Below are 19,965 nucleotides of genomic sequence, written 5' to 3'. Positions count from 1 at the left end.
GAGAACACGGCATGAGTGTTGGTTTGACCGCCCCGGCAGCCGGGGAATTGCAGCCCATTCCCGGCATTCGCATCGGGATCACCCAGGCCGGCGTGCGCAAGGCGAATCGGGATGACCTGGCCGTGATGCTGCTGCCCGAGGGGGCGACCATGGCCGGCGTGTTCACGCAGAACCGCTACTGTGCCGCCCCGGTGATCATGTGCCGGGAGCGTCGCTTCAGCGATGTCGCTCCGCGCGCGCTGGTGATCAACACCGGAAATGCCAATGCCGGCACCGGGGCCGACGGCATGGCGCGCGCCGAGGCCGTCTGTCACACGCTCGCCCACCGGCTTGGGTGTGACGATCTGGCCGTCTGGCCGTTTTCCACCGGCGTGATCATGGAGACCCTGCCGTCCGAGAAGATCATTGCCGCCCTGCCGGCGGCGGTGGCCGAGGCAGTCGAGGACAACTGGCTGCGCGCCGCCTCGGCAATCATGACCACCGACACCATCCCCAAGGGGCGGTCGCTGACCCGCGTGATTGGCGGGGCCTCGGTGACCATCACCGGCATCGCCAAGGGCTCCGGGATGATCCATCCCAACATGGCGACCATGCTCGGCTACATGGGGATCGACGCTCGGGTGCCCAAGCCGGTCCTGCAGGCCATGCTCCTCCAGATCACTGAGGAGAGCTTCAACCGGGTAACCGTCGACGGCGACACCTCGACCAACGATGCCTTCATGCTGATTGCCAATGGACGGGAGGGCAGCCTCGAGGTCTCGAGCATCGACGATCCGAACTACGTGGCGCTGCGTGACGCGGTCGCGGAGGTGGCGGTCTTTCTCGCCCAGGCACTGGCGCGCGACGGCGAGGGGGCGACCAAATTCGTCACCATCGAGGTCAGGGGTGGGCGCGACCGGGCCGAGTGTCGGCTGGTGGGCAAGGCCATTGCGCACAGCCCGCTGGTCAAGACCGCGCTGTTTGCCTCCGATCCCAATCTCGGGCGGATTCTCGCCGCCGTGGGCAATGCCGGCATCGACGACCTCGACGTCGACCACGTCAGCCTGTGGCTGGGCGACGTGCGCGTGGTGGTCGATGGCGGGCGCGACCCGGATTACGTCGAGGCGGAGGCGGCCGCGGTAATGGCCGAGCCCGAGATCACCATGCATATCGATCTCGGTCGTGGCACGGCCGTCGATCAGGTCTGGACCTGCGACTTCTCCTACGACTACGTCAAGATCAACGCCGAGTACCGCTCCTGATCGTGGTGGACCGGCCGCGGACCGATATTGTCCTGGGGCTGCTGCGCGAGCCGGACGGTCGTGTCTGGGCGGAGGTTCGCCCCGACGACAAGCACCTGGCCGGCTTGCGCGCCTTCCCCGGCGGCAAGCGCCTCCATGGCGAAACCCCGCGGGCCGCGCTGGTGCGTGAGCTCGACGAGGAAATCGGCATCCGGGTGCGGCGTGCCCGACGGGTGATCACGCTCAACTGGGATTATCCCGATCGCCGTCTGCGACTGATCGGCTTCGAGGTCCCCGCCTGGACGGGGCGCCCCCGCTCGGTCGAAGGGCAGGCCCTGCTCGCCGAACCGCTTGATCGGGACACTCGGGGTGACTGGCTGGCCACCATGCCGACCGCCAACCGCGGGTTGGTCAACGCGCTGGTTTTGCCGCGTTGCCTGGCAATTACCCCGTCGCTCGGTCGCGAGGGCATGGCGGCCTGGTTGGCGCGGGTCGAGTCGGGCCTGTCGTCGTTCACTGCCCCGATGCTGGTCAACCTGCGTCCCGGCCCCGAGATGGACGGAGAGGCCGTGCCCTGGACGTCGCTTGCCGAGGCGGCCCTGGCCGCCGGTCACTGGCCGGTGGTCAACCCGTCGGGCGACGACGCCTGTCTCGATGGACTCGATGCGCGCGTGGGCGTTCATCTGAATCATCGCCGGCTGCTGTCGACCTCGCGGGAAACGGTGGCGGACTGGCAGGCGCGTGGGCGTCTGGTGACGGCCGCGGTTCATGACTCGGTCACCATGGCGCGGGCGGGCGAGCTGGCGGTGGACCTGGTGACCGTCTCGCCCGTCCGGGCCACCGCCACGCATCCCCAGGCGACCGGCATCGGCTGGGAACGCTTCGGTGAGCTGGCGGCCCTGGCGCCCATGCCGGTCTACGCCCTCGGCGGGATGGGGCCGCATGACCTGCCGCGGATCTGGCGGCGAGGCGGTTTCGGGGTGGCGTCGATCTCGGCCTTCTGGTGAGGGTCGACCCATGTTGACTCAAGTTGCCTCAGGAGCGGCTGGCGATCCGGTCATCGAGTCGCCAGCGATAACGAGTCGGGGCGCGAGTGATCTTTTGAGCGCCCGGTGGAGACGCGCATGAGCATGAAACAGGCAAAATGGATGGTGGCCACGCTCCTGATCCTGGGCGTGTTGACCTATCTGTGGGGGCGGGCGCCGGACAAGCTAACTACCGACACACCGGTGAGCGGTCCGCTGACCGAGGTGCCGGCACCGACCGGCTGTCAGCTCAAGGGCGAGGGCTGCGAAATCGAGATCGACGGACTGGGTTCGTTTCTCGTCCGCATGCCCGAGACCGTGGTGCCGCTGGAGAAGGCGATTTTCCGGGTCTTACCGCAGGGCGAGGCGGCGCAGGCGGTGGGAGAGATCCGGGTGGACTTCGAGATGGTCGACATGGACATGGGCATCAATGCCTACCGGCTGGATCGGCTGGCCGATGGTACGTACCGTGAAGAGATCATCCTGCCGGTCTGCACCACCGATCGCAGCGATTGGCGCGCCAATCTGAGCATTCACAGTACGGAGGGCGCGTACCTGCTGCGCTTGCCGTTCCAGGTCGATCGTTCTCGACCGTCTGGCGGCGAGTGATCCGGGATCGGATCGCGCCCGTCAGTCGCCCGGGCTAAGGCGTCGCAGCAGCACGTAAAGCGCGCCGGTGCCGCCGTCGTGCGGTGGAGCCGAGCAGAAGGCGACCACGTCATCGCGCTGGGGCAGCCAGCGATTGAGCAGGGTCTTGAGTACCGGTTGGCCGTCCGCGGATCGATAGCCTTTGCCGTGGACGATGCGCACGCAACGGCGCATCTCGCCACGCTCGCTGCGGAGGAAGGCGGCCACCTCGTTACGGGCACGGTCGACGGTCAGGCCGTGCAGGTCGAGTGATGCCGAGACGCTGTAACCACCGCGTTTGAGTTTACGCAGGATGGTCTTCTGCACCCCGGGGCGCACGTACTGCACCTGTTCGCCTTGCTCGGGCGCGTCTGCGAGATCGCTGAGGGCAAGGGCGTCGACCATTTCGTCGAAACCTGGATCCCGTCGGGGGCGGGTGCTGACGCGCGGGCGTTCGGGCTCGACGCGCTCGTCCTCGACCGGCTCCACCGGGCCGACGGCGTCGAGAAACAGCGCGCGATCCTCGGGGTCGATGCGTGACTCGTCATTCATGGGCGCATGATAGCGCCCCGCTCAGGGTCGGTGCCATTGCCGATTCGTACAGGGCGTCCCTGACGGGCTGAATTGCCGACCGGCAGACGGTATCCTTGCGGGAATACCTGCCGCGCCCTTTTCGGGCGTGGCTTACGAAACGGAAACGAGCAATCCATGCATATTCTTCTGAGCAACGACGACGGTTATCTCTCCCCGGGGCTGAACATACTCGCCGAGCGCCTAGCCCGATTTGCCACCGTGACGATCGTCGCTCCGGACCGCGATCGCAGCGGGGCGTCGAACAGTTTGACGCTCTCCCGCCCCCTGCGTCCGCGCCAGCTCGAAGAGCGACTCTGGGTCATTGATGGCACGCCCTCGGACTGCGTGCACCTCGGCATCAAGGGGTTGCTGCCCGAAATGCCCGACCTGGTGGTCTCGGGCATCAACCACGGTGCCAACCTGGGTGACGATGTGCTCTATTCCGGCACGGTCGCCGCGGCCAGCGAAGGCCGGGCGCTGGGTCTACCCGCCATCGCGGCCTCCTGCCAGTCGTTCGCCCCGGAGTACCTGGATTCGGCCGCGCACTGGGTCGAGTGGCTGATTCGTCGGCTTGGCAATCACCCGCTGCCGGCGTACACCCTGCTCAACGTCAACGTACCGGACGCGCCGCTCGATCAGATCGGCGGGGTGCGCGCCACGCGTCTGGGTCGCCGGCACCCCTCCGGCCAGCTGGTCAGGGATACCGATCCGCGGGGGCGCGAGATCGTCTGGATCGGCGCGGCCGGAGAGGCCGAGGATGCCGGCGAGGGCACGGACTTTCATGCCCTGTCGGACGGTTGGGTATCGGTCACGCCGATCCACTTCGACATGACCCGTCACGAGGCGATGCCGTCGCTCGAGCAATGGCTGAGCTGAGGGCCGGTTTGTGATCCGAAGGAACTACCAATGGGCGCTCCAGACCATGCTCGAGCGGTTGGTGTCGCAGGGGATTCGTGCGCAGCCGGTACTCGATGCGATGGCTGCCGTCCCGCGCGAGGCCTTTGTCGACGAGGTGCAGAGCGTGCGCTCCTACGAGGACTGTTCGCTGCCAATCGGGCAGGGTCAGACGCTGTCGCAGCCCTACATCGTCGCGCGCATGACCGAGCTGGTCATGGCCGGCGAGTCCCGGCTGACGCGCGTGCTCGAGGTCGGCACCGGCTCGGGTTACCAGGCGGCGGTGCTGGCCCAGTTGTGCCAGTCGGTGTTTACCGTCGAGCGCATCGGCGCGTTCCTCGACCAGGCCAAGGCCCGACATCGTGCACTGGGGTTGCTCAATATCCGCTACATGCATCGCGATGGTTTCAAGGGGTGGCCGTCGCAGGCACCGTTCGAGGCGATCGTGGTGACTGCAGCCCCGGATGCCGTACCCCCGGAGCTCAAGGAGCAGCTCGCCGTCGGCGGGCGTCTGGTGATCCCGGTCGGGGCCCAGGGTGGCGGACAGAAGCTGACGGTGATTACGCGAATGGCCGATAACGAGTACCAGACGCGCTGGTACGATCTGGTCTCGTTCGTTCCACTTTTGCCGGGGTCCCTTGCGTGACGACCCCCGGCATGAACCTGTCGGCATGAGGTGCCCATGAGGCTGTTCGGCCCGCTGTATGACCGTGTCCTGGCTTGGTCGGCCCATCGCCGGGGGCCAGCCTTGCTCGGGGCACTGAGCTTCGCCGAGTCCTCATTTTTCCCGATTCCTCCTGACGTCATGCTCATGCCCATGGCGCTTGCTCGGCCGCGCTGCTGGTGGGGCTTTGCGTTGATCGCGACGTTGGGGAGCGTGCTTGGTGGTGTGCTGGGCTACCTGATCGGGTTCTGGGCGATCGAGGCGATCGAGCCGTGGCTGACTGAGTCGCATTACGCCGAGGGTTTCGATCGGGCACGCGACTGGTTCGCCGACTGGGGTTTCTGGGCGGTGCTGGTCGCCGGCTTTTCGCCGATTCCTTACAAGGTGTTCACCATTGCCGCCGGAGCGTTGACGATGAATCCGCTCGGTTTCGTGGTCGCCTCGTTCGTCGGACGCGGTGCGCGCTTCTTTCTCGTGTCGGGTCTGGTGGCCTGGGCGGGGCCTCGCATTGCCCCGACGTTGCGCCGTTATATCGAATGGCTGGGGTGGCTGTTCGTCGCGCTGCTGCTGATGGCCATCGGTGTCTGGCAGCTGATGTAGCCCATGCGTACCCCGCGGCCCCTTCTCCTCTCGTCTCGCGCGCGCCGGATGCTGGTGGTCAGCTTGCTGTCCGGGCTGTTTGGGTTGAGTGGCTGCGCCACCCCCACCGATTACCGCAGCTGGGAGGGCGGCCAGCCCGTGTATTACGTCAAGGGCGGAGACACCCTCTATTCGATCGCCGTGGCCAACGACGTGGACTGGCAGCGGCTGGCTCGCTGGAACGGTATTTCCAACCCGCGTCACCTGAAGATTGGCCAGCGTCTGCGGCTCAACCCGCCGGGCGGCGGGGCGAGCGCTGGGCGGGCAAGCAAGGCCCCAACCACCAGTGCGCCGGTGAAAACCGCTTCCACCGACTCCCGGTCGCGTCGCGCTACTCCGGCTGCCTCGCCAGTGGAATGGAAGTGGCCATTGGAGGGGCGAGTGCTGCACCGTTTCCCCGAGGGCTCGGCCTCCCAGAAAGGCGTGATCCTCGCTGCTTCCATCGACACCCCGGTGCGGGCGGCTGCCGACGGCAAGGTGGTCTATTCCGGCGATGGTCTGCCGGGCTACGGCAACCTCGTCATCGTCAAGCACAACGCCGAATGGCTTTCGGCCTATGCCTACAACAAGAGCCTCGCCGTCTCGGAAGGGCAGCAGGTTCGCCGTGGGCAGACCATCGCCCGCGTCGGGCCCCGCGATCACCGCAAGCCGGACCAGGGCGGTCATCTCTTGTTCCAGATTCGGCGCCAGGGCAAGCCGGTCGACCCCGAGCGCTACCTGCCATAACGGCTCGTTCAGGAGCCGTACTGCGCTCGACGTGCTCGCGCGATCGGCGCTTCAAGCCCGGAGCACACGATACGAGGCGGTCATCCCTCGTTCGCCTTCCCCGCTCGTTTTTGTCTTCTTGTCTTTCCGGTCGTCGGTTTTATGGCTTCGCGGTGGGTAAGGCCGATACGCTTGAAAACTTCCTGTCGATTCCCATGTCGCAATCATCAGGGACGGCGATTGATCATCGAGGGAGGGGTGTACACGTCTTGTACACATATGCGCTGATTCGTCAGTGCAAAGCGCGCTTGCGTACGACCACGCAAGGTGCTTCCTCGGCTTAAGTTTCAATATATCGAAACTGAAATGTTGTTTTATTCGATTCCTTAGGGATTGATCGCTCCAATTGATTGTGCAAAGGTTGTACACAGATTGACTCAACGACAATCGCAATCAAGCGAGGGATACGACATGGCACAGGCAATCGTTCACGACAGCATTACCCAGGTCGAACCCGCCAAGGTGGACGAGCTGGCCGCCAATCCGGCCGAAACCGAGGTCGCGCCTGGTGTGGCCCGCAAAGCCGGTGCCGCTGGGTCGTCGGAGTTCGCACGCAATTTCAACGTGGCCGACTCCGAGGCCCCGGATCCGGTTCGCCTGTACCTCAAGGATGTCGAAACCGAGCGCCTGCTGACCCCCGCCGAGGAAATCGACTTTTCCCGCCGAGCCCAGGCCGGCGAGGAATGGGCCCGTCAGAAGATGATCGTCTGCAACCTGCGGCTGGTGATCAAACTGGCTCGCCGCTACATTAATCGGGGCCTCGACCTGCTCGACCTGATCGAAGAAGGCAATCTCGGTTTGATGCGAGCCGTGGAGAAGTTCGATCCCGAACGTGGTTTCCGCTTTTCGACCTATGCCACCTGGTGGATTCGCCAGACGATCGAACGGGCACTGATGAACCAGGCCCGCACCGTTCGCCTGCCGGTGCACGTGGTCAAGGAAGTGCATTCCTATAACCGGGCCGCACGTAAGATTTCACAGAGCCAGAACGGCGATGTTCGTCCCGAACAGATCGCCGAACATCTGGACAAGCCGGTTAAGGACGTCCTCAAGGTGATGTCCTACAACGAGCGGGAATCCTCGTTCGACAGTCCCCTCAAGGGTGATGGCGAGTTTTCCCTGCTCGACATGGTGCCCGACGAGAATAGCCAACTGCCCGAAGACGAGCTGCAGGACGACGGCGTCATGCAACTGCTCGATCGCTTGATCGACAAGCTTGAGGGCAAGCAGCGCGAGGTGCTGATGCGCCGCTACGGCCTGCGCGGCCACGAGCCGGCGACCCTCGAGCAGGTGGGTAGCCTGCTGGGTTGCACCCGCGAGCGCGTGCGCCAGATTCAGCTCGAGGCAGTGCGCCGGCTCAAGCAGTTTGCCGCCAACGAAGGGGTGACGTCGGACGTGATTTTCGGCGAGTGACAACGCCTCGCGCCTGATCCAGTGAGTTTCTGATGATCCTGGCCGCCCCTGCCATCTGGCAGCGGGTGGCCTTTAAGTATCTGTATGGGCAATGTGTTAACTGGCTAATAGTTGGAGGTAGTCGGCGGGGCTGGCAAGATATGGGGTGCTGCCGGTTGAACGAGATCGGCGAGGTAACCAAGGGGCTTCGCATGACCGATACGAAAACGGAATTCGACATCTGTGCCGAGGATCGCGTGCCGGTGCTGTTGCACCGTGTCGATCAGCTCTGGCGCCAGTTGCTTGATCACGAGCTTGCCCATCACGGTCTGAGCCAGGCTAAGTGGCGCACCATGGCCATCCTCTCGCTGTACCCGGAGGGGTTGATCCAGTCGGAGCTGGCGGAAGAACTGGGTATCGAGGGGCCGTCGTTGGTCGCGATGATCGACCGGTTGTCACGTGACGAGTGGGTCGAGCGTGTCCAGTGCGGCACGGACCGTCGCTGCAAGATCATCCGCCTGACCGAGCGTGCGTTGCCGTTGATCGACGAGATTCGCACCAGCGCCGAGAAGCTCTATGCCCGCACCTTTGCCGAGATCGATGTGCCGGGTGTGAGCATCCCGGACGTGGAGCGATTCTTTATCGCCCTGCGTGATCGCCTGTTCGACAACCTGCCGGAAAAGAAGCGCCAGCAGCGCCGACGCAATCTCGCCCGGGCCGCGGCCGAGGGCTGAGTCGACTCGGAAGCAGGGATTTGTCGGGCGGAAACGAAACGCCCCCGGTCATGGGTTGGTCCATGCCGGGGGCGTTCTGCGTCTGGTGGGCGGTCCCTGGGTTAGGCGGCCCCGCCGCCGTTTCCTTCCTGCTGCTGGCTGGCCCGCTGCATCAGGAATTCCGCCAATAGTGGGACCGGTCGACCCGTCGCACCCTTGGCATCGCCGACCTTCCACGCCGTGCCCGCGATGTCGAGGTGGGCCCAGTGATGTTCCTTGACGAAGCGTGAGAGGAAGGCTGCGGCCGTGATGCTGCCGCCTTCGCGCCCGCCGATGTTGGCCATGTCGGCGAAATTGCTCTTGAGCTGGTCCTGGTACTCGTCCCACAGCGGCAATTGCCAGGCGCGGTCGTTGGCCGCCTCACCGGCCCGGAGCAGTTCCTTGGCCAAGGGGTCGTGGTTGGACAACAGCCCGCTCGGATGGCGGCCGAGGGCGATGATGCATGCTCCGGTCAGGGTGGCGATATCGACGATGGCCGCCGGTTTGTAGCGTGAGGCATAGGTCAGGGCATCACAGAGGATCAGCCGGCCCTCGGCGTCGGTGTTGAGCACCTCGATGGTCTGGCCGGACATGCTGCGGATCACATCACCGGGCTTGAGGGCCGCGCTGCCGGGCATGTTCTCCACCGTGGGAACCAGGCCGACCACGTTGATCGGTAGCTGCATCTCGGCCACGGCGGACATCACGCCAATGGTGGCTGCCGCACCGCCCATGTCGAACTTCATCTGGTCCATATCCGGGCCGGGCTTGAGCGAAATGCCGCCGGTGTCGAAGGTGACGCCCTTGCCGACCAGCACGATCGGTGGGGTGTCGGCATCGGCCCCCATGTGTTCCATGACGATCATCTTGGGCGGCTCGCTGCTCCCCTTGGCTACTGCCAGCAGCGCGTTCATCCCCAGGGACTCCATGCGCGAGGCGTCGAGCACCTCGACCGACAGGTGCAGATGAGTCTCCGTCATCTTGCGCGCGTGCTCGGCCATCGTAGTGGGGGTGAGCAGGTTGCCCGGCATGTTCGCCAGGTTCTTGGCCATGCGCATCCCGTTGCTGATGGCGGTGGCTTCGCGCACGTAGCGCTCGGCCTCCATCAGCTCCCGACGGGTCGGCAGGATAAAGGTCACCTTGCGCAGCGGGCGGCGAGGGCCCAGATCCCGGTCGGTCTTGAGATCGTCGAAGCGATACAGGACATCGTCGATGGCAACGATGCTCTGGCGCAGCACCTGGTCCATGCTGCTGCCACGCACGTCGATCTCGGAGAGGTGGCTGACGCATTCGGCCGTGCCACGGTGATGCAGTGCCTCGACAGCGGCGCGGGTCGCCTTGACCAGCCCGCGGGTGTCGAGCTCGCGCTCCTTGCCCAGACCGACCAGCATGACGCGGTCGGCCTGCACATTGGGCACGCCGTGGAGCAGCAAGGTGTCTCCCAGTTCCCCGTCCATGTCGCCACGTCGGGTGATCGCGGTGATAAAGCCGTCACTGACCTGATCGATGGTCTCCGCCGCTGCCGTCAGCCGACGGGATTCGAAGACACCGACAATCAGGCAGGCGGTACGTTGCTTTTCCGGGGCGCCACTCTTTACGGAGAATTCGAGCACGGTGTTCTTCCTCGTGTCTGATGGGCGGTTAACGGGAGATTCGCGTCCACGACCGGGTCGATAGTCTTTCCGTCGGTCCGGCCGGGGCAATATGATGGGTGAGTCTAGCAAAAAGGCCGTGGTCGCCCGCCGGGGTTCGGTGCATTGGTCCGCCCCTGCTAGGATTTCCCTCTCCAGATGAGGCTCTGCGCGAATCGCCAATGTCTCAGCGTGGAAATTCCATAACGCTGCACCAGGGTGCCACGATGACCGATCCTTCCGAGAAGAAACCAACCCACCACCCGGACGACGAGTTCGAGCCGGGCATTGGTGATCCCTACCGTTTCGAGGCGCCCTCGCGTCAGCCCGGCTTCGCCCGGGTGTCGAAGGCCATGTTGGTGATCGGCGCCATCCTCTCGACGGTGGGCGTGGTCGGCGGGCTCGGGCCGATCGTGTTCACCAGTGAGGAGGACAAGCTTCAGTTCATGAATCTGCTGATGCTCGCCCCGGCAGGCGTGATACTGATGTTCGCCGGGATTACCGGCTGGGTGATTGCCGGCGGGCGCTGACCTTCCTCGCTCACTTCACGAAGCGGGCAGACACAAAAAACCCCGGGCCTTAGCCCGGGGTTTGTTCTTTTCGGACCGGCAATTGCCGGTCGGGTGATTAGCTGGCGCGCGGGACGCGAACGTCCTCGACCAGTTCCTGGATCTCATGCGGCGGCGGGGTCGTCATCTTCGCGACGAGGATCGCCACGATGAAGTTGATCGCCGCGCCGATGGCACCGAACGAGGTCGGGTTGATGCCGAACAGCCAGTTGTCTGCGTTATCCGGCAGCATGTTGGTGTCCGGGATGAAGAACCAGCCCTTGTACCAGAAGATGTACAGCAGGGTGATGGACAGACCGGCCAGCATGCCCGCGATCGCGCCCTGCTTGTTCATGCGCTTGGAGAAGATCCCCATCATCAGCGCCGGGAACAGGGAGCTCGCGGCCAGACCGAAGGCCAACGCCACCACCTGGGCGGCGAAGCCCGGCGGGTTGAGGCCCAGGTAGCCGGCGATGATGATCGCGACGGTCATCGAGATCCGACCGGCCATCAGCTCGTTCTTCTCGGAGATGTTCGGCATGAACACGCCCTTGAGAAGATCGTGCGAGATCGCCGAGGAGATTGCCAGCAGCAGGCCCGCGGCGGTCGACAGTGCGGCGGCGATACCACCGGCGGCGATCAGCGCGATGACCCAGTTGGGCAGATTGGCGATTTCCGGGTTGGCCAGCACCATGATGTCGCGGTCGACCGTCAGCTCGCTGCCGTTCCAGCCGTACTCTTCCTCGGCCATGGCCGCGAAGTCTTCGTTGTTGTCGTTGTAGTACTGGATGCGGCCATCGCCGTTCTTGTCCTCGAACTGCAGCAGGCCAGTGGTCTCCCAGCTCTTCATCCACTCCGGACGCTCGGCGTAGAGCAGGTTGCCCTCCGGTGCGCCAATCTGGTCGGTGTCCTGCACGGTCTTGAGGGTGTTCCACATCGCCATGGCGCCGACGGCCGGGGCGGTGGTGTACAGGATCGCGATGAACAGCAGGGTCCAGCCAGCGGATTTGCGGGCGTCACGGACACGCGGCACGGTGAAGAATCGCACCAGCACGTGCGGCAGACCGGCGGTACCGATCATCAGTGCCAACGTGAGCAGGAACGTGTTCATCAGGTCCGGCGTACCGGTGTACTCGGCAAAGCCAAGGTCGACCAGGACCAGGTCCAGCTTCTGCAGCAGGTACTGGTTCGAGCCGTCGGTCAGCATGGCGCCGGTGCCGGTCTGCGGCAGGAAGTGGCCGGTCAGCTGCAGGGAGATGAAGATCGCCGGAACGGTGTAGGCGAAAATCATGATCACGTACTGCGCGATCTGCGTGTAGGTGATCCCCTTCATGCCGCCGAGAACCGCGTAGACGAACACGATGCCCATGCCGGCGAACAGGCCGACTTCGACCGAGGTCTCGAGGAAGCGCGAGAACGCCACGCCGACGCCCTTCATCTGACCGATGACGTAGGTCAGCGAGATGACCAGCAGGGCAATGACGGCGATGACGCGTGCGGTGTTCGAGTAGAAGCGGTCACCGATGAATTCTGGCACCGTGAACTTGCCGAACTTGCGCAGGTACGGCGCGAGCAGCATCGCCAGCAGCACGTAGCCGCCGGTCCAGCCCATCAGGTAGGCGGAGGCCGAGTAGCCGTTGAAGGCGATCAGGCCGGCCATCGAGATGAACGAGGCGGCGGACATCCAGTCGGCGGCGGTTGCCATGCCGTTGAGGACGGGGTTGATTCCCTTGCCTGCTACGTAGAACTCGCTGGTGGTGCCCGCTCGGGCGACGATCGCGAGGACGAAGTAAAGCAAGAAGGTGGCGCCAACCACCAGGTAGATCAGGGTCTGAAGTTCCATGTGTCTTGGGCTCCTGCGTTATCAGTCTTCGGCGACGCCGAATTTCTTGTCGATGGCGTTCATGCGCCAGGCGTAGAAGAAGATCAGCACCACGAAGGTGAAGATCGAGCCTTGTTGCGCGAACCAGAAGCCCAGCGGATAACCGCCCAGGTGGATCTGATTGAGCGTATCGACCAGCAGAATGCCGAATACGTAGGACACAAGGAACCAGACGGCCAGGCAGCCGAACAGTACCTTCAGGTTGGCACGCCAGTAATCAGCGCGATTGGAACGTTGCTCCATAAGTGGCTCCTCGAGTTTCGGTTGAGTCCGAACGTTTTATGTCTTCCTTGGGAACCTCTGCACGAATGCCATACCGCTCTGCGCGCCTTGAGCCGGGCAGATGCAAGTCGGCCGTCCGCAGCGCAAGGGTGGTTCCCTTGTCAAGGACGGCAACGCAGCAGGTGCCCGGCTCAAGACGCGCCCTGCGGGGCTTGGCGAGTCGCCCGTGCTCCGCGTTGCGATGTCTTGACGTGGCCACCGGCACGCCGGCGACATCGCGCCTTGATCACGCACGACTCGCCAGGCCAGAGTGGCATGGCATTCGTGCAGAGGTTCCCTACCAGCCGAGGTCGGGGCCTGGCGGGTATCACGCACCCACCACGCCCGGACCCCGGAGCACGGTAAGCCTACTGGAACCGTGGGGGGAAAGGGAACCTTCGTTTACTGAGCGCCCATCATCAGAGTTGATAGGCGATGGCCAGATGCTGCTGGAGCTTGCGGGCGATGCGAAAGGACTCTTTGAGCAATCGCTGGGTGAGCCCGTCGAGCCGGTCCGGGTCGATCAGATTGTCCGGCGACTCGCCACGCTGGATCTGCGCGTACTGGTGGCGCAGTCGCAGTCGCTGGATGAAGTCGTAGGCCGCGGTCAGATCCTCGGCCGGCAGGGCGCGTTCGGGAACCAGGGCCAGTCGCTGGTCGGTGCGCGTGGCCGCCGAGCCCTGGGCCAGCGCCTCGATACGGGCGGCATCGACGAACGGCGTGGCGCCGTCGAGCTTGATGTCGATGCCGCGCTGACCTCCACGAGAACGGGTGCGAAAGCCGCCGAACAGGGTCAGCGGCGGCTGATTGCGCAGGGCGTTGGCGGCAAGCTGGCGCCGGAAGCGGCTGTTCTTCTTGGCCGGCTCGCGCCAGGCGTTCGCCCACCGATCGAACAACGACTCGCTCCCGGCCAGTCCGCGTGCGTCGAAGAAGATGCTCGCCTTGAGCAGGTGCTCGGGCGTGCCTTGGTCGATCCAGTCGCGAAAGCGTTTGTCCCATTCATCGACCGACAGGCACAGGTCCGGATTGCCGGCCATGATGTTGCCCGGACACAGCGGGTAGCCCAGCTGGTCGAGGGCCTCGTTGACCCGGCGGGCCAGCGGCAACAGATGATCGCGGGCCGCCTGGGGATCGATTGATCCGCCGAAGACCAGACCGTTGTCCTGGTCGGTGGCCAGGGTCTGCTCCGAACGCGCCTCGCTGCCGAAGGTGAGCCAGCACCATTCCAGTTCCGCGGGCAGGGGGGCGTCCTCGAAGGTCAGCCCGATCACGCGTCGGGTGATCGCATCGTTGATGCCGCTGACGATCCGACTGATCGGGGCGAATCCCGAGCCGGATTCGAGCAGGGCGCCGACGATGCCGGGCACCTCGTGGCGGATGCCGGCCAGCGCCTCGATGTCGCGCGCGCGGCCGATGCGCTGATGCAGCAGGCCCGGCGTCATTGCATTGACACGATAGAGCGCGCCTTCGTCGAGCACGCCCAGCGGCTCATCGCGGCCCCGCTCGGTGACCAGCAGGTGATGAAATCCGTGTTCAGCCAGTGTGACGGCCGCCTCGAGCAGCGAGGTATCGGCATCGATGCCGACCGGGTCGCGTGTAGCGATCTCGGCGAGCGTGGTGTCGGCCGGGCGGGTCAACCCGCGGAAGGCGAGATCCCGGAGCGTGGCGATGCCAAAGCCGTCGGCCAGATGGACCAGGATCGCCTCGCCGCCGTGGGCTTCCAGCGCGCGGGCTGCACGGGCGAGCGTGGTGTCGCCGTCGAGTTTCAGCGTGCGTGACTCCATCCGGGCGCGGATCGGCGTGGCCGGATCGAGCAGCGCACCGGAAGGGCCGGCCCCGTCGTCGATTTCCTCGGCCACCGGGCCGCGGGTGAGCAGGTGCCCGATGCGCCGGGTGCAGAAGTCGTCAAAGGCCTCGCTCTCGCGCCGGAGCTGCTCGAAGGCATCGGCCGGCAGCGTGACCGCCTTACCCGGTTCGGCTACCTGCTGGCGGGTGCTGACCGGACGGCCCTCCATCAGCGCGCCCAGCGGAAAGCTGTCGCCCCGGCTCAGCGACCAGACCGGTTGCCCGTCGGAGCCCTCGACCAGACCGTCCACGCGGCCGGAAAGCAGCACGAAGAATGTCTCGGGCGGCCCCATGCGGGGCTCCAGCAACACCTCTCCACGTTCGAGTCGACGAATGCGGCCCTCGCGCATCGAGCGGGCCAGGATGCCGGGGTCGATGCGGTCGAATGGCGCGATCTCGCGTAGCGCGAGCAGGGCCTCGCGGGCGTCTTCTGAGAGGTCGGTCGGATCGGGATCGTCCATGGTCACTCCGCGTTTGCGCCGGACGGCTATGCTGAAACCCATGTGTTGTTCCCAACCATAGCGGAGGTTTTGCCATGAGGGGAGTGTCCATTGGTCGAGTGTTGGTGCCGGTTCTCATGCTGGCTGGTGCCTGTGTGCAGGCCCAGGATCATGCCGATGGGGCGGGGGACGTGGTCACGAGCGACCGGATCGGCATGGGGCTGGCGGCGGATATCGCCGAGGAGGCGGTCGCCGCCTGCACCCGACGGGGCTACGCGGTCACCGCGGTGGTGGTCGATCCGTCCGGCGACCCGCAGGTGATGATGCGCGCGACCCATGCGCCGCGCTTTACCCGCCAGATCGCCACCGACAAGGCTCGTGCGGTGATCCTGGCCGGGATCGATTCGGGGGCCTTTCGCGCCAACCGCGAAGACATCCGCATGGAGATGAACCACGTCGACGGCATTCTCGTGCTCGATGGGGCGGTGGCGATCGAGTCGGCCGGCTCGACCATCGGCGCGCTGGGCATCAGTGGCGCGCCGGGCGGCGACAAGGATGCCGAGTGTGCGCGCGAGGCGCTGGAGGCCTTCTTCGACCGCCTTCAGCTGCGCTAGGGAAACTCTGCACGATTCGATGACGTCTCTGCGGGACCTCCAAGGGTCCAGGTGCAAGGCGCAGTCCGCCATGAAGGGCCATCCCCTTTACAAGGGCTGCAACGCCGCAGATGGGCCCTTGGAGGCCCGCCCGGACGGGGCTTGCGGGTTTGCCCGCACTCGTCGTTGCCGTCCCTCGACGGGCAATGAGCCCGCCTTCGGTCCGGCGCCTCGATTGCGAACAAACCCGCGAGCCAGAGATGCCATCGAATCGTGCAGAGTTTCCCTAGGCGTCTATCGGACAGGGGCAACTGCCCCGCTCGATCTGCACCGTGGCGTGCTGGATGCGGAAGCGTTGCCGCAGGTCTAACTGGAGTTCGTGCAGGAACGCATCGCTGTCATCGGGCGGTTCGGGCATCACCAGGTGAACACTCAACGCGGTCTCGCGGGTGGACAGCGCCCAGACGTGCAAATGGTGGTGATCGGTCACGCCGGGCAGGGCGGCGAGGTGCCGCTCGACCTCGGCGAGGTCGACCTGTTCGGGCACGCCGTGCAGCACCAATTGCAGTGAGCGGCGCACCAGGCCGACCGCCGGGACCAGGATGACCAGGCTGACGAGGATGCTCAGCAGCGGGTCGATCAGTGCAAACCCGGTGAGCAGCACGATCAGGCCGGAGATCGCGACGGCCACCGAGACGGCCGCGTCGGCGGCCATGTGCAGGAAGGCGCCGCGCAGGTTGAGATCGTGTTTCTGGCCCGAAAGGAGCAGCCAGGCGGTCGCGGTGTTGACCACGACGCCGGCGAGCGCCACCCCGATGACGAGAAGCCCATGTACGGCGGGTGGATCAACCAGCCGCATGCCTGCCTCCCAGAGGATCCACAGCGAGACCAGCGCCAGCGTCACGCCGTTGATCAGCGCGGCTAGCAGCGTGCTGCTGCCGAGTCCGTAACTGAACTGGCGGGAGGCCAGCCGTCGAGTGAGGCGATTGGCCCCCCAGGCAAGCAGCAGTCCGAGCACGTCACCGAGGTTGTGTGCCGCATCGGCCAGCAGGGCCATGGAGTGACCGAGCATCCCGGCCACCGCCTCGATCATGACGAAGGCGAGGTTCAGGGCAATGCCGATGCCCAGCGCCCGCCCGGCGGCATCGGTGACAGGGTGGTCGTGATGGCTGTGCATGGCCGGGAGTCCAGGTCAGCGGGACGGGGAGATGCCGCTTTGAGGCGACGGCGCGAACGTCAGTGCAGCAGCCCGAACATCTTGCGACGGTACTGGCGGGTGAGCGGGTGGCTGTCGCCGAGCATTTCGAACAGGTCGATCAACCCGCGTCGACCGGCGTCCTCGTTGTAGGCCCGATCGCGCAGCATGATCTGGTAGTTCTGCTCCAATGCCCCCTCGATGTCGTTGCGGATGGCGAGCTTGGCGGCGAGCGCCTCGCGCGCCTCGCAGTCCGTCGGGTCGCTTTCGATGCGAGCGCGCAATTCGTCCTCGGGCGGACCGGACTGGGCGGCGCGCGCCATGCCGATGCGGGCCTTGAATTCCTTCACGTCGTCGCGCATCGCCGTGTCCGCGGGCAGGGATTCGAGGATCTGCCAGGCTTGGTCGAGGTCACCCTGCTCGGCGATCAGGTCGGCGATGTCCAGCAGCACCTCGACGTTCCCCGGTTCCTGCTGGTTGGCCTGCCTGAGCAGGTCCATGGCCTGTTCGGTGGCGCCGGCGGCACGCACCTGCTGGGCCTCCCGGCGCAGCTTGTCGATCTCCGAGAGCACGTGCCGACCGATGAATTCGCGAATCTGTCCCTCGGGCAGCGCGCCCTGGAACTGGTCGACCGGCCGACCGCCGACGAACAGCATCACGGTCGGCAGGCTGCGCACGCCGAACTGCTGGGCAAGCGCCTGCTCGGCCTCGGTGTCGACCTTGGCGAGTTTCACCTGGCCGTCCATGTCCTCGACGATCTGCGAAAGCAGTGGCATCAGCTGACGACAGGGGCCGCACCATTCCGCCCAGAAGTCCACCAGCACGGGGGTTTCCCGGGACGCTTCCACCACCTGCTCGTGGAATGTCTGGGCCGTGACGGAAAAGACGTGCGCGCTTTCGCTCATGGTCGGGTGATCCTCGTGGGTGTTGGTTCGACTGCGCCCTGACATGGTGATGGCCGGGCGGGTTTTCAAGGTCGGTGTCAGGTCCCGGGCGGGCGTGTACACTTTGAACCCTCATGCCGCGGGCCGCGATGGGCGGTCCGTGGCAGCACGTCGGCGGCCAGCCAGGCCGCCATGGCGTCGACCACCCAGGGAATGCACGGTTGATTATGGCTGAACGATCCGAATACAACGCCGGCTCGATCGAGGTGCTCACCGGTCTCGACCCGGTGAGAAAACGCCCGGGCATGTACACCGACACCACCCGGCCGAACCACCTCGCCCAGGAGGTGATCGACAACAGCGTCGACGAGGCGATCAGTGGCTACGCCAGCGCGATCGACGTGGTGGTCCACGAGGATGGCGCGCTGTCCGTTTCCGACGACGGCCGCGGCATGCCCGTGGACGTGCACCCCGAGCACGGCATCTCCGGCGTGGAGCTGATCCTCACGCGGCTGCACGCCGGCGGCAAGTTTTCCGACAAGTCCTACCAGTTCTCCGGCGGCCTCCACGGGGTGGGCGTGTCGGTGGTCAATGCCCTGTCGAACCGGCTGGTGGTCGACATCAAGCGCGACGGCAACCTGCACCGGATCGAGTTCGCTCACGGCGAGCTGACCCGCCCGCTGGAGGTGATCGACACCGTCGGCAAGCGCAACACGGGCACCACGCTCACCTTCTGGCCGGACACCAGTTACTTCGACCAGCCGCGGATGAACATGGCCCGGCTGCGTCACGTGCTGCGGGCCAAGGCCGTACTCTGCCCGGGGCTCAAGGTCAGCCTGACCGACGCGGCCAGCGGCGAGCGCGAGGACTGGTGCTACGCCGACGGCCTGCGCGACTACCTGCTCGAAAGTGTCGCCGACCAGGAGGTGCTGCCGTCGGAGGCCTTCGTCGGTCACATGAAGGCCCCGGACGGCGGGCGGGCCCAGGAGGTCGCCTGGGCGCTGGTCTGGGCCACCGAGCCGGGCGAGGGCCTGACCGAGAGTTACGTCAACCTGATCCCGACCCTGCAGGGCGGCACGCACGTCAATGGACTGCGCCAGGGGCTGACCGAGGCGATCCGCGAATTCTGCGAGTTCCGCAACCTGCTGCCTCGCGGTGTGCGCCTGTCGCCCGAGGACGTCTTCGACCGGGTGCGCTTCGTGCTCTCGGCCAAGCTGCACGACCCGCAGTTCGCCGGCCAGACCAAGGAGCGCCTGTCCTCGCGCGAGTCGGCCACGTTCATCAGCGGCGTGGTCAAGGATGCGCTCTCGCTCTACCTCAACCAGCACGCGGACATGGGCGAGAAGATCGCGCAGATCGCGATCGAGTCGGCGCAGAACCGTATCAAGAGCGAGAAGAAGGTCGCCCGTAAGCGCGTGACCAGCGGTCCGGCACTGCCGGGAAAGCTGGCCGACTGCTCCTCGACCGATCTCTCGCGCACCGAGCTGTTCCTGGTGGAGGGCGATTCGGCCGGCGGCTCGGCCAAGCAGGCCCGCGAGCGTGACTTCCAGGCGATCATGCCGCTGCGTGGCAAGATCCTGAACACTTGGGAGACCGATCCGGCCCAGGTTCTCGCCAGCCAGGAAGTGCACGACATCGCCGTGGCCCTGGGGCTCGAGCCCGGTTCGAACGACCTCACCAAGCTGCGCTACGGCAAGGTCTGCATCCTCGCCGATGCCGATTCCGACGGCCTGCACATCGCGACCCTGCTTTCGGCGCTGTTCCTCAGGCATTTCCCCGCGCTGGTGGATGCCGGACACGTCTTCGTCGCCATGCCGCCGCTGTATCGCGTCGACATCGGCAAGGAGACCTTCTACGCGCTCGACGAGCACGAGCGTGATGGCATCATCGATCGCATCGAGGCGGAAAAGCGCCGCGGCAAGATCCAGGTCACCCGCTTCAAGGGCCTTGGCGAGATGAACCCGATCCAGCTGCGCGAATCGACGCTCGCCCCGGCCACTCGCCGCCTGGTCCAGCTGAAGGTGGAGGGCGACGACACCATCGAGGTGTTCGACATGCTGCTCGCCAAGAAGCGCGCCGCCGACCGCCGCGCGTGGCTGGAACGGAATGGCGATCTCGCCGAGGTGGTGTAGTTG

At 65.6% G+C, this 19,965-nt stretch carries 19 protein-coding genes; 12 read left to right on the top strand and 7 right to left on the bottom strand.

Going from position 1 to position 19,965, the window contains the following annotated elements; genetic code table 11:
- The first annotated feature begins 11 nt into the window (after positions 1 to 11).
- The 3 genes from argJ to VWP12_RS00515 all read left to right on the top strand — a co-directional run bounded on the left by argJ (position 12) and on the right by VWP12_RS00515 (position 2,854).
- Positions 12 to 1,241, top strand: coding sequence for a bifunctional glutamate N-acetyltransferase/amino-acid acetyltransferase ArgJ (gene argJ / locus VWP12_RS00525; RefSeq protein ID WP_410474174.1), 1,230 nt, complete (start codon positions 12 to 14; stop codon positions 1,239 to 1,241).
- A 2-nt stretch (positions 1,242 to 1,243) separates the two neighbouring features.
- Positions 1,244 to 2,227: a thiamine phosphate synthase gene (locus VWP12_RS00520; RefSeq protein WP_410474173.1), complete on the top strand. Its 984-nt coding sequence runs from the start codon at positions 1,244 to 1,246 to the stop codon at positions 2,225 to 2,227.
- Positions 2,228 to 2,350: 123 nt separating this feature from the next.
- Positions 2,351 to 2,854: a hypothetical protein gene (locus VWP12_RS00515; RefSeq protein ID WP_410474172.1), complete on the top strand. Its 504-nt coding sequence runs from the start codon at positions 2,351 to 2,353 to the stop codon at positions 2,852 to 2,854.
- 21 nt (positions 2,855 to 2,875) lie between these two features.
- Here the strand turns inward: VWP12_RS00515 and VWP12_RS00510 are convergent, their stop codons facing one another.
- Positions 2,876 to 3,424 (bottom strand): Smr/MutS family protein, encoded by a 549-nt coding sequence (locus VWP12_RS00510; protein WP_410474171.1) that lies wholly within the window; start codon positions 3,422 to 3,424, stop codon positions 2,876 to 2,878.
- Positions 3,425 to 3,580: 156 nt separating this feature from the next.
- Between VWP12_RS00510 and surE the strand changes: the two genes are divergently transcribed.
- The 6 genes from surE (at position 3,581) to VWP12_RS00480 (ending at position 8,533) form a co-directional block, all read left to right on the top strand.
- A complete protein-coding gene (surE, locus tag VWP12_RS00505) occupies positions 3,581 to 4,321 on the top strand; it encodes a 5'/3'-nucleotidase SurE (RefSeq protein ID WP_125197747.1) in 741 nt (246 codons plus the stop codon).
- 10 nt (positions 4,322 to 4,331) lie between these two features.
- Positions 4,332 to 4,985 (top strand): protein-L-isoaspartate(D-aspartate) O-methyltransferase, encoded by a 654-nt coding sequence (locus VWP12_RS00500; protein WP_410474170.1) that lies wholly within the window; start codon positions 4,332 to 4,334, stop codon positions 4,983 to 4,985.
- A 36-nt stretch (positions 4,986 to 5,021) separates the two neighbouring features.
- On the top strand, positions 5,022 to 5,603 hold the full coding sequence (locus VWP12_RS00495) for a YqaA family protein (RefSeq protein WP_410474169.1): 582 nt from the start codon (positions 5,022 to 5,024) through the stop codon (positions 5,601 to 5,603).
- A 3-nt stretch (positions 5,604 to 5,606) separates the two neighbouring features.
- Positions 5,607 to 6,368 (top strand): peptidoglycan DD-metalloendopeptidase family protein, encoded by a 762-nt coding sequence (locus VWP12_RS00490; RefSeq protein WP_410474168.1) that lies wholly within the window; start codon positions 5,607 to 5,609, stop codon positions 6,366 to 6,368.
- 450 nt (positions 6,369 to 6,818) lie between these two features.
- Positions 6,819 to 7,820, top strand: coding sequence for an RNA polymerase sigma factor RpoS (gene rpoS, locus VWP12_RS00485; protein WP_125197750.1), 1,002 nt, complete (start codon positions 6,819 to 6,821; stop codon positions 7,818 to 7,820).
- Positions 7,821 to 8,011: 191 nt separating this feature from the next.
- Entirely contained in the window at positions 8,012 to 8,533 is a 522-nt protein-coding gene (locus tag VWP12_RS00480) for a MarR family winged helix-turn-helix transcriptional regulator (RefSeq protein ID WP_158611692.1), read from the top strand.
- 101 nt (positions 8,534 to 8,634) lie between these two features.
- On the opposite strand, the gene VWP12_RS00475 is transcribed toward VWP12_RS00480, so the two are convergent.
- Positions 8,635 to 10,164, bottom strand: a complete 1,530-nt coding sequence (locus VWP12_RS00475; protein WP_125197752.1) for a leucyl aminopeptidase — start codon at positions 10,162 to 10,164, stop codon at positions 8,635 to 8,637.
- A 245-nt stretch (positions 10,165 to 10,409) separates the two neighbouring features.
- Here VWP12_RS00475 and VWP12_RS00470 point away from each other — a divergent pair, with 245 nt between their 5' ends.
- Positions 10,410 to 10,712, top strand: a complete 303-nt coding sequence (locus tag VWP12_RS00470; protein ID WP_410474167.1) for a hypothetical protein — start codon at positions 10,410 to 10,412, stop codon at positions 10,710 to 10,712.
- 97 nt (positions 10,713 to 10,809) lie between these two features.
- Here the strand turns inward: VWP12_RS00470 and VWP12_RS00465 are convergent, their stop codons facing one another.
- The 3 genes from VWP12_RS00465 to VWP12_RS00455 form a co-directional block, all read right to left on the bottom strand.
- Complete coding sequence (locus VWP12_RS00465; protein ID WP_410474166.1) at positions 10,810 to 12,573, bottom strand: sodium:solute symporter family protein; 1,764 nt, start codon at positions 12,571 to 12,573, stop codon at positions 10,810 to 10,812.
- A 21-nt stretch (positions 12,574 to 12,594) separates the two neighbouring features.
- Positions 12,595 to 12,855: a DUF4212 domain-containing protein gene (locus VWP12_RS00460; protein ID WP_410279937.1), complete on the bottom strand. Its 261-nt coding sequence runs from the start codon at positions 12,853 to 12,855 to the stop codon at positions 12,595 to 12,597.
- Between the two features lie 437 nt (positions 12,856 to 13,292).
- Positions 13,293 to 15,179: a DUF294 nucleotidyltransferase-like domain-containing protein gene (locus tag VWP12_RS00455; protein WP_410474165.1), complete on the bottom strand. Its 1,887-nt coding sequence runs from the start codon at positions 15,177 to 15,179 to the stop codon at positions 13,293 to 13,295.
- Positions 15,180 to 15,253: 74 nt separating this feature from the next.
- On the opposite strand from VWP12_RS00455, the gene VWP12_RS00450 reads away from it, so the two are divergent.
- Positions 15,254 to 15,772, top strand: coding sequence for a GlcG/HbpS family heme-binding protein (locus tag VWP12_RS00450; protein ID WP_410474164.1), 519 nt, complete (start codon positions 15,254 to 15,256; stop codon positions 15,770 to 15,772).
- A gap of 265 nt (positions 15,773 to 16,037) precedes the next feature.
- Here VWP12_RS00450 and VWP12_RS00445 read toward each other — a convergent pair whose 3' ends face one another.
- Together VWP12_RS00445 and trxA are read right to left on the bottom strand one after the other, a co-directional pair.
- Positions 16,038 to 16,928 (bottom strand): cation diffusion facilitator family transporter, encoded by an 891-nt coding sequence (locus tag VWP12_RS00445; protein ID WP_410474163.1) that lies wholly within the window; start codon positions 16,926 to 16,928, stop codon positions 16,038 to 16,040.
- A 59-nt stretch (positions 16,929 to 16,987) separates the two neighbouring features.
- Entirely contained in the window at positions 16,988 to 17,896 is a 909-nt protein-coding gene (gene trxA, locus VWP12_RS00440; RefSeq protein ID WP_410474919.1) for a thioredoxin, read from the bottom strand.
- A 161-nt stretch (positions 17,897 to 18,057) separates the two neighbouring features.
- On the opposite strand from trxA, the gene parE reads away from it, so the two are divergent.
- Complete coding sequence (gene parE, locus VWP12_RS00435; RefSeq protein WP_410474162.1) at positions 18,058 to 19,962, top strand: DNA topoisomerase IV subunit B; 1,905 nt, start codon at positions 18,058 to 18,060, stop codon at positions 19,960 to 19,962.
- Positions 19,963 to 19,965 lie beyond the last annotated feature (3 nt).

This window comes from Guyparkeria sp. TX1 (genome assembly GCF_046523965.1).
Taxonomy (GTDB): Bacteria; Pseudomonadota; Gammaproteobacteria; order Halothiobacillales; family Halothiobacillaceae; genus Guyparkeria.
This window is presented reverse-complemented; position numbering and strand designations above follow the sequence as displayed.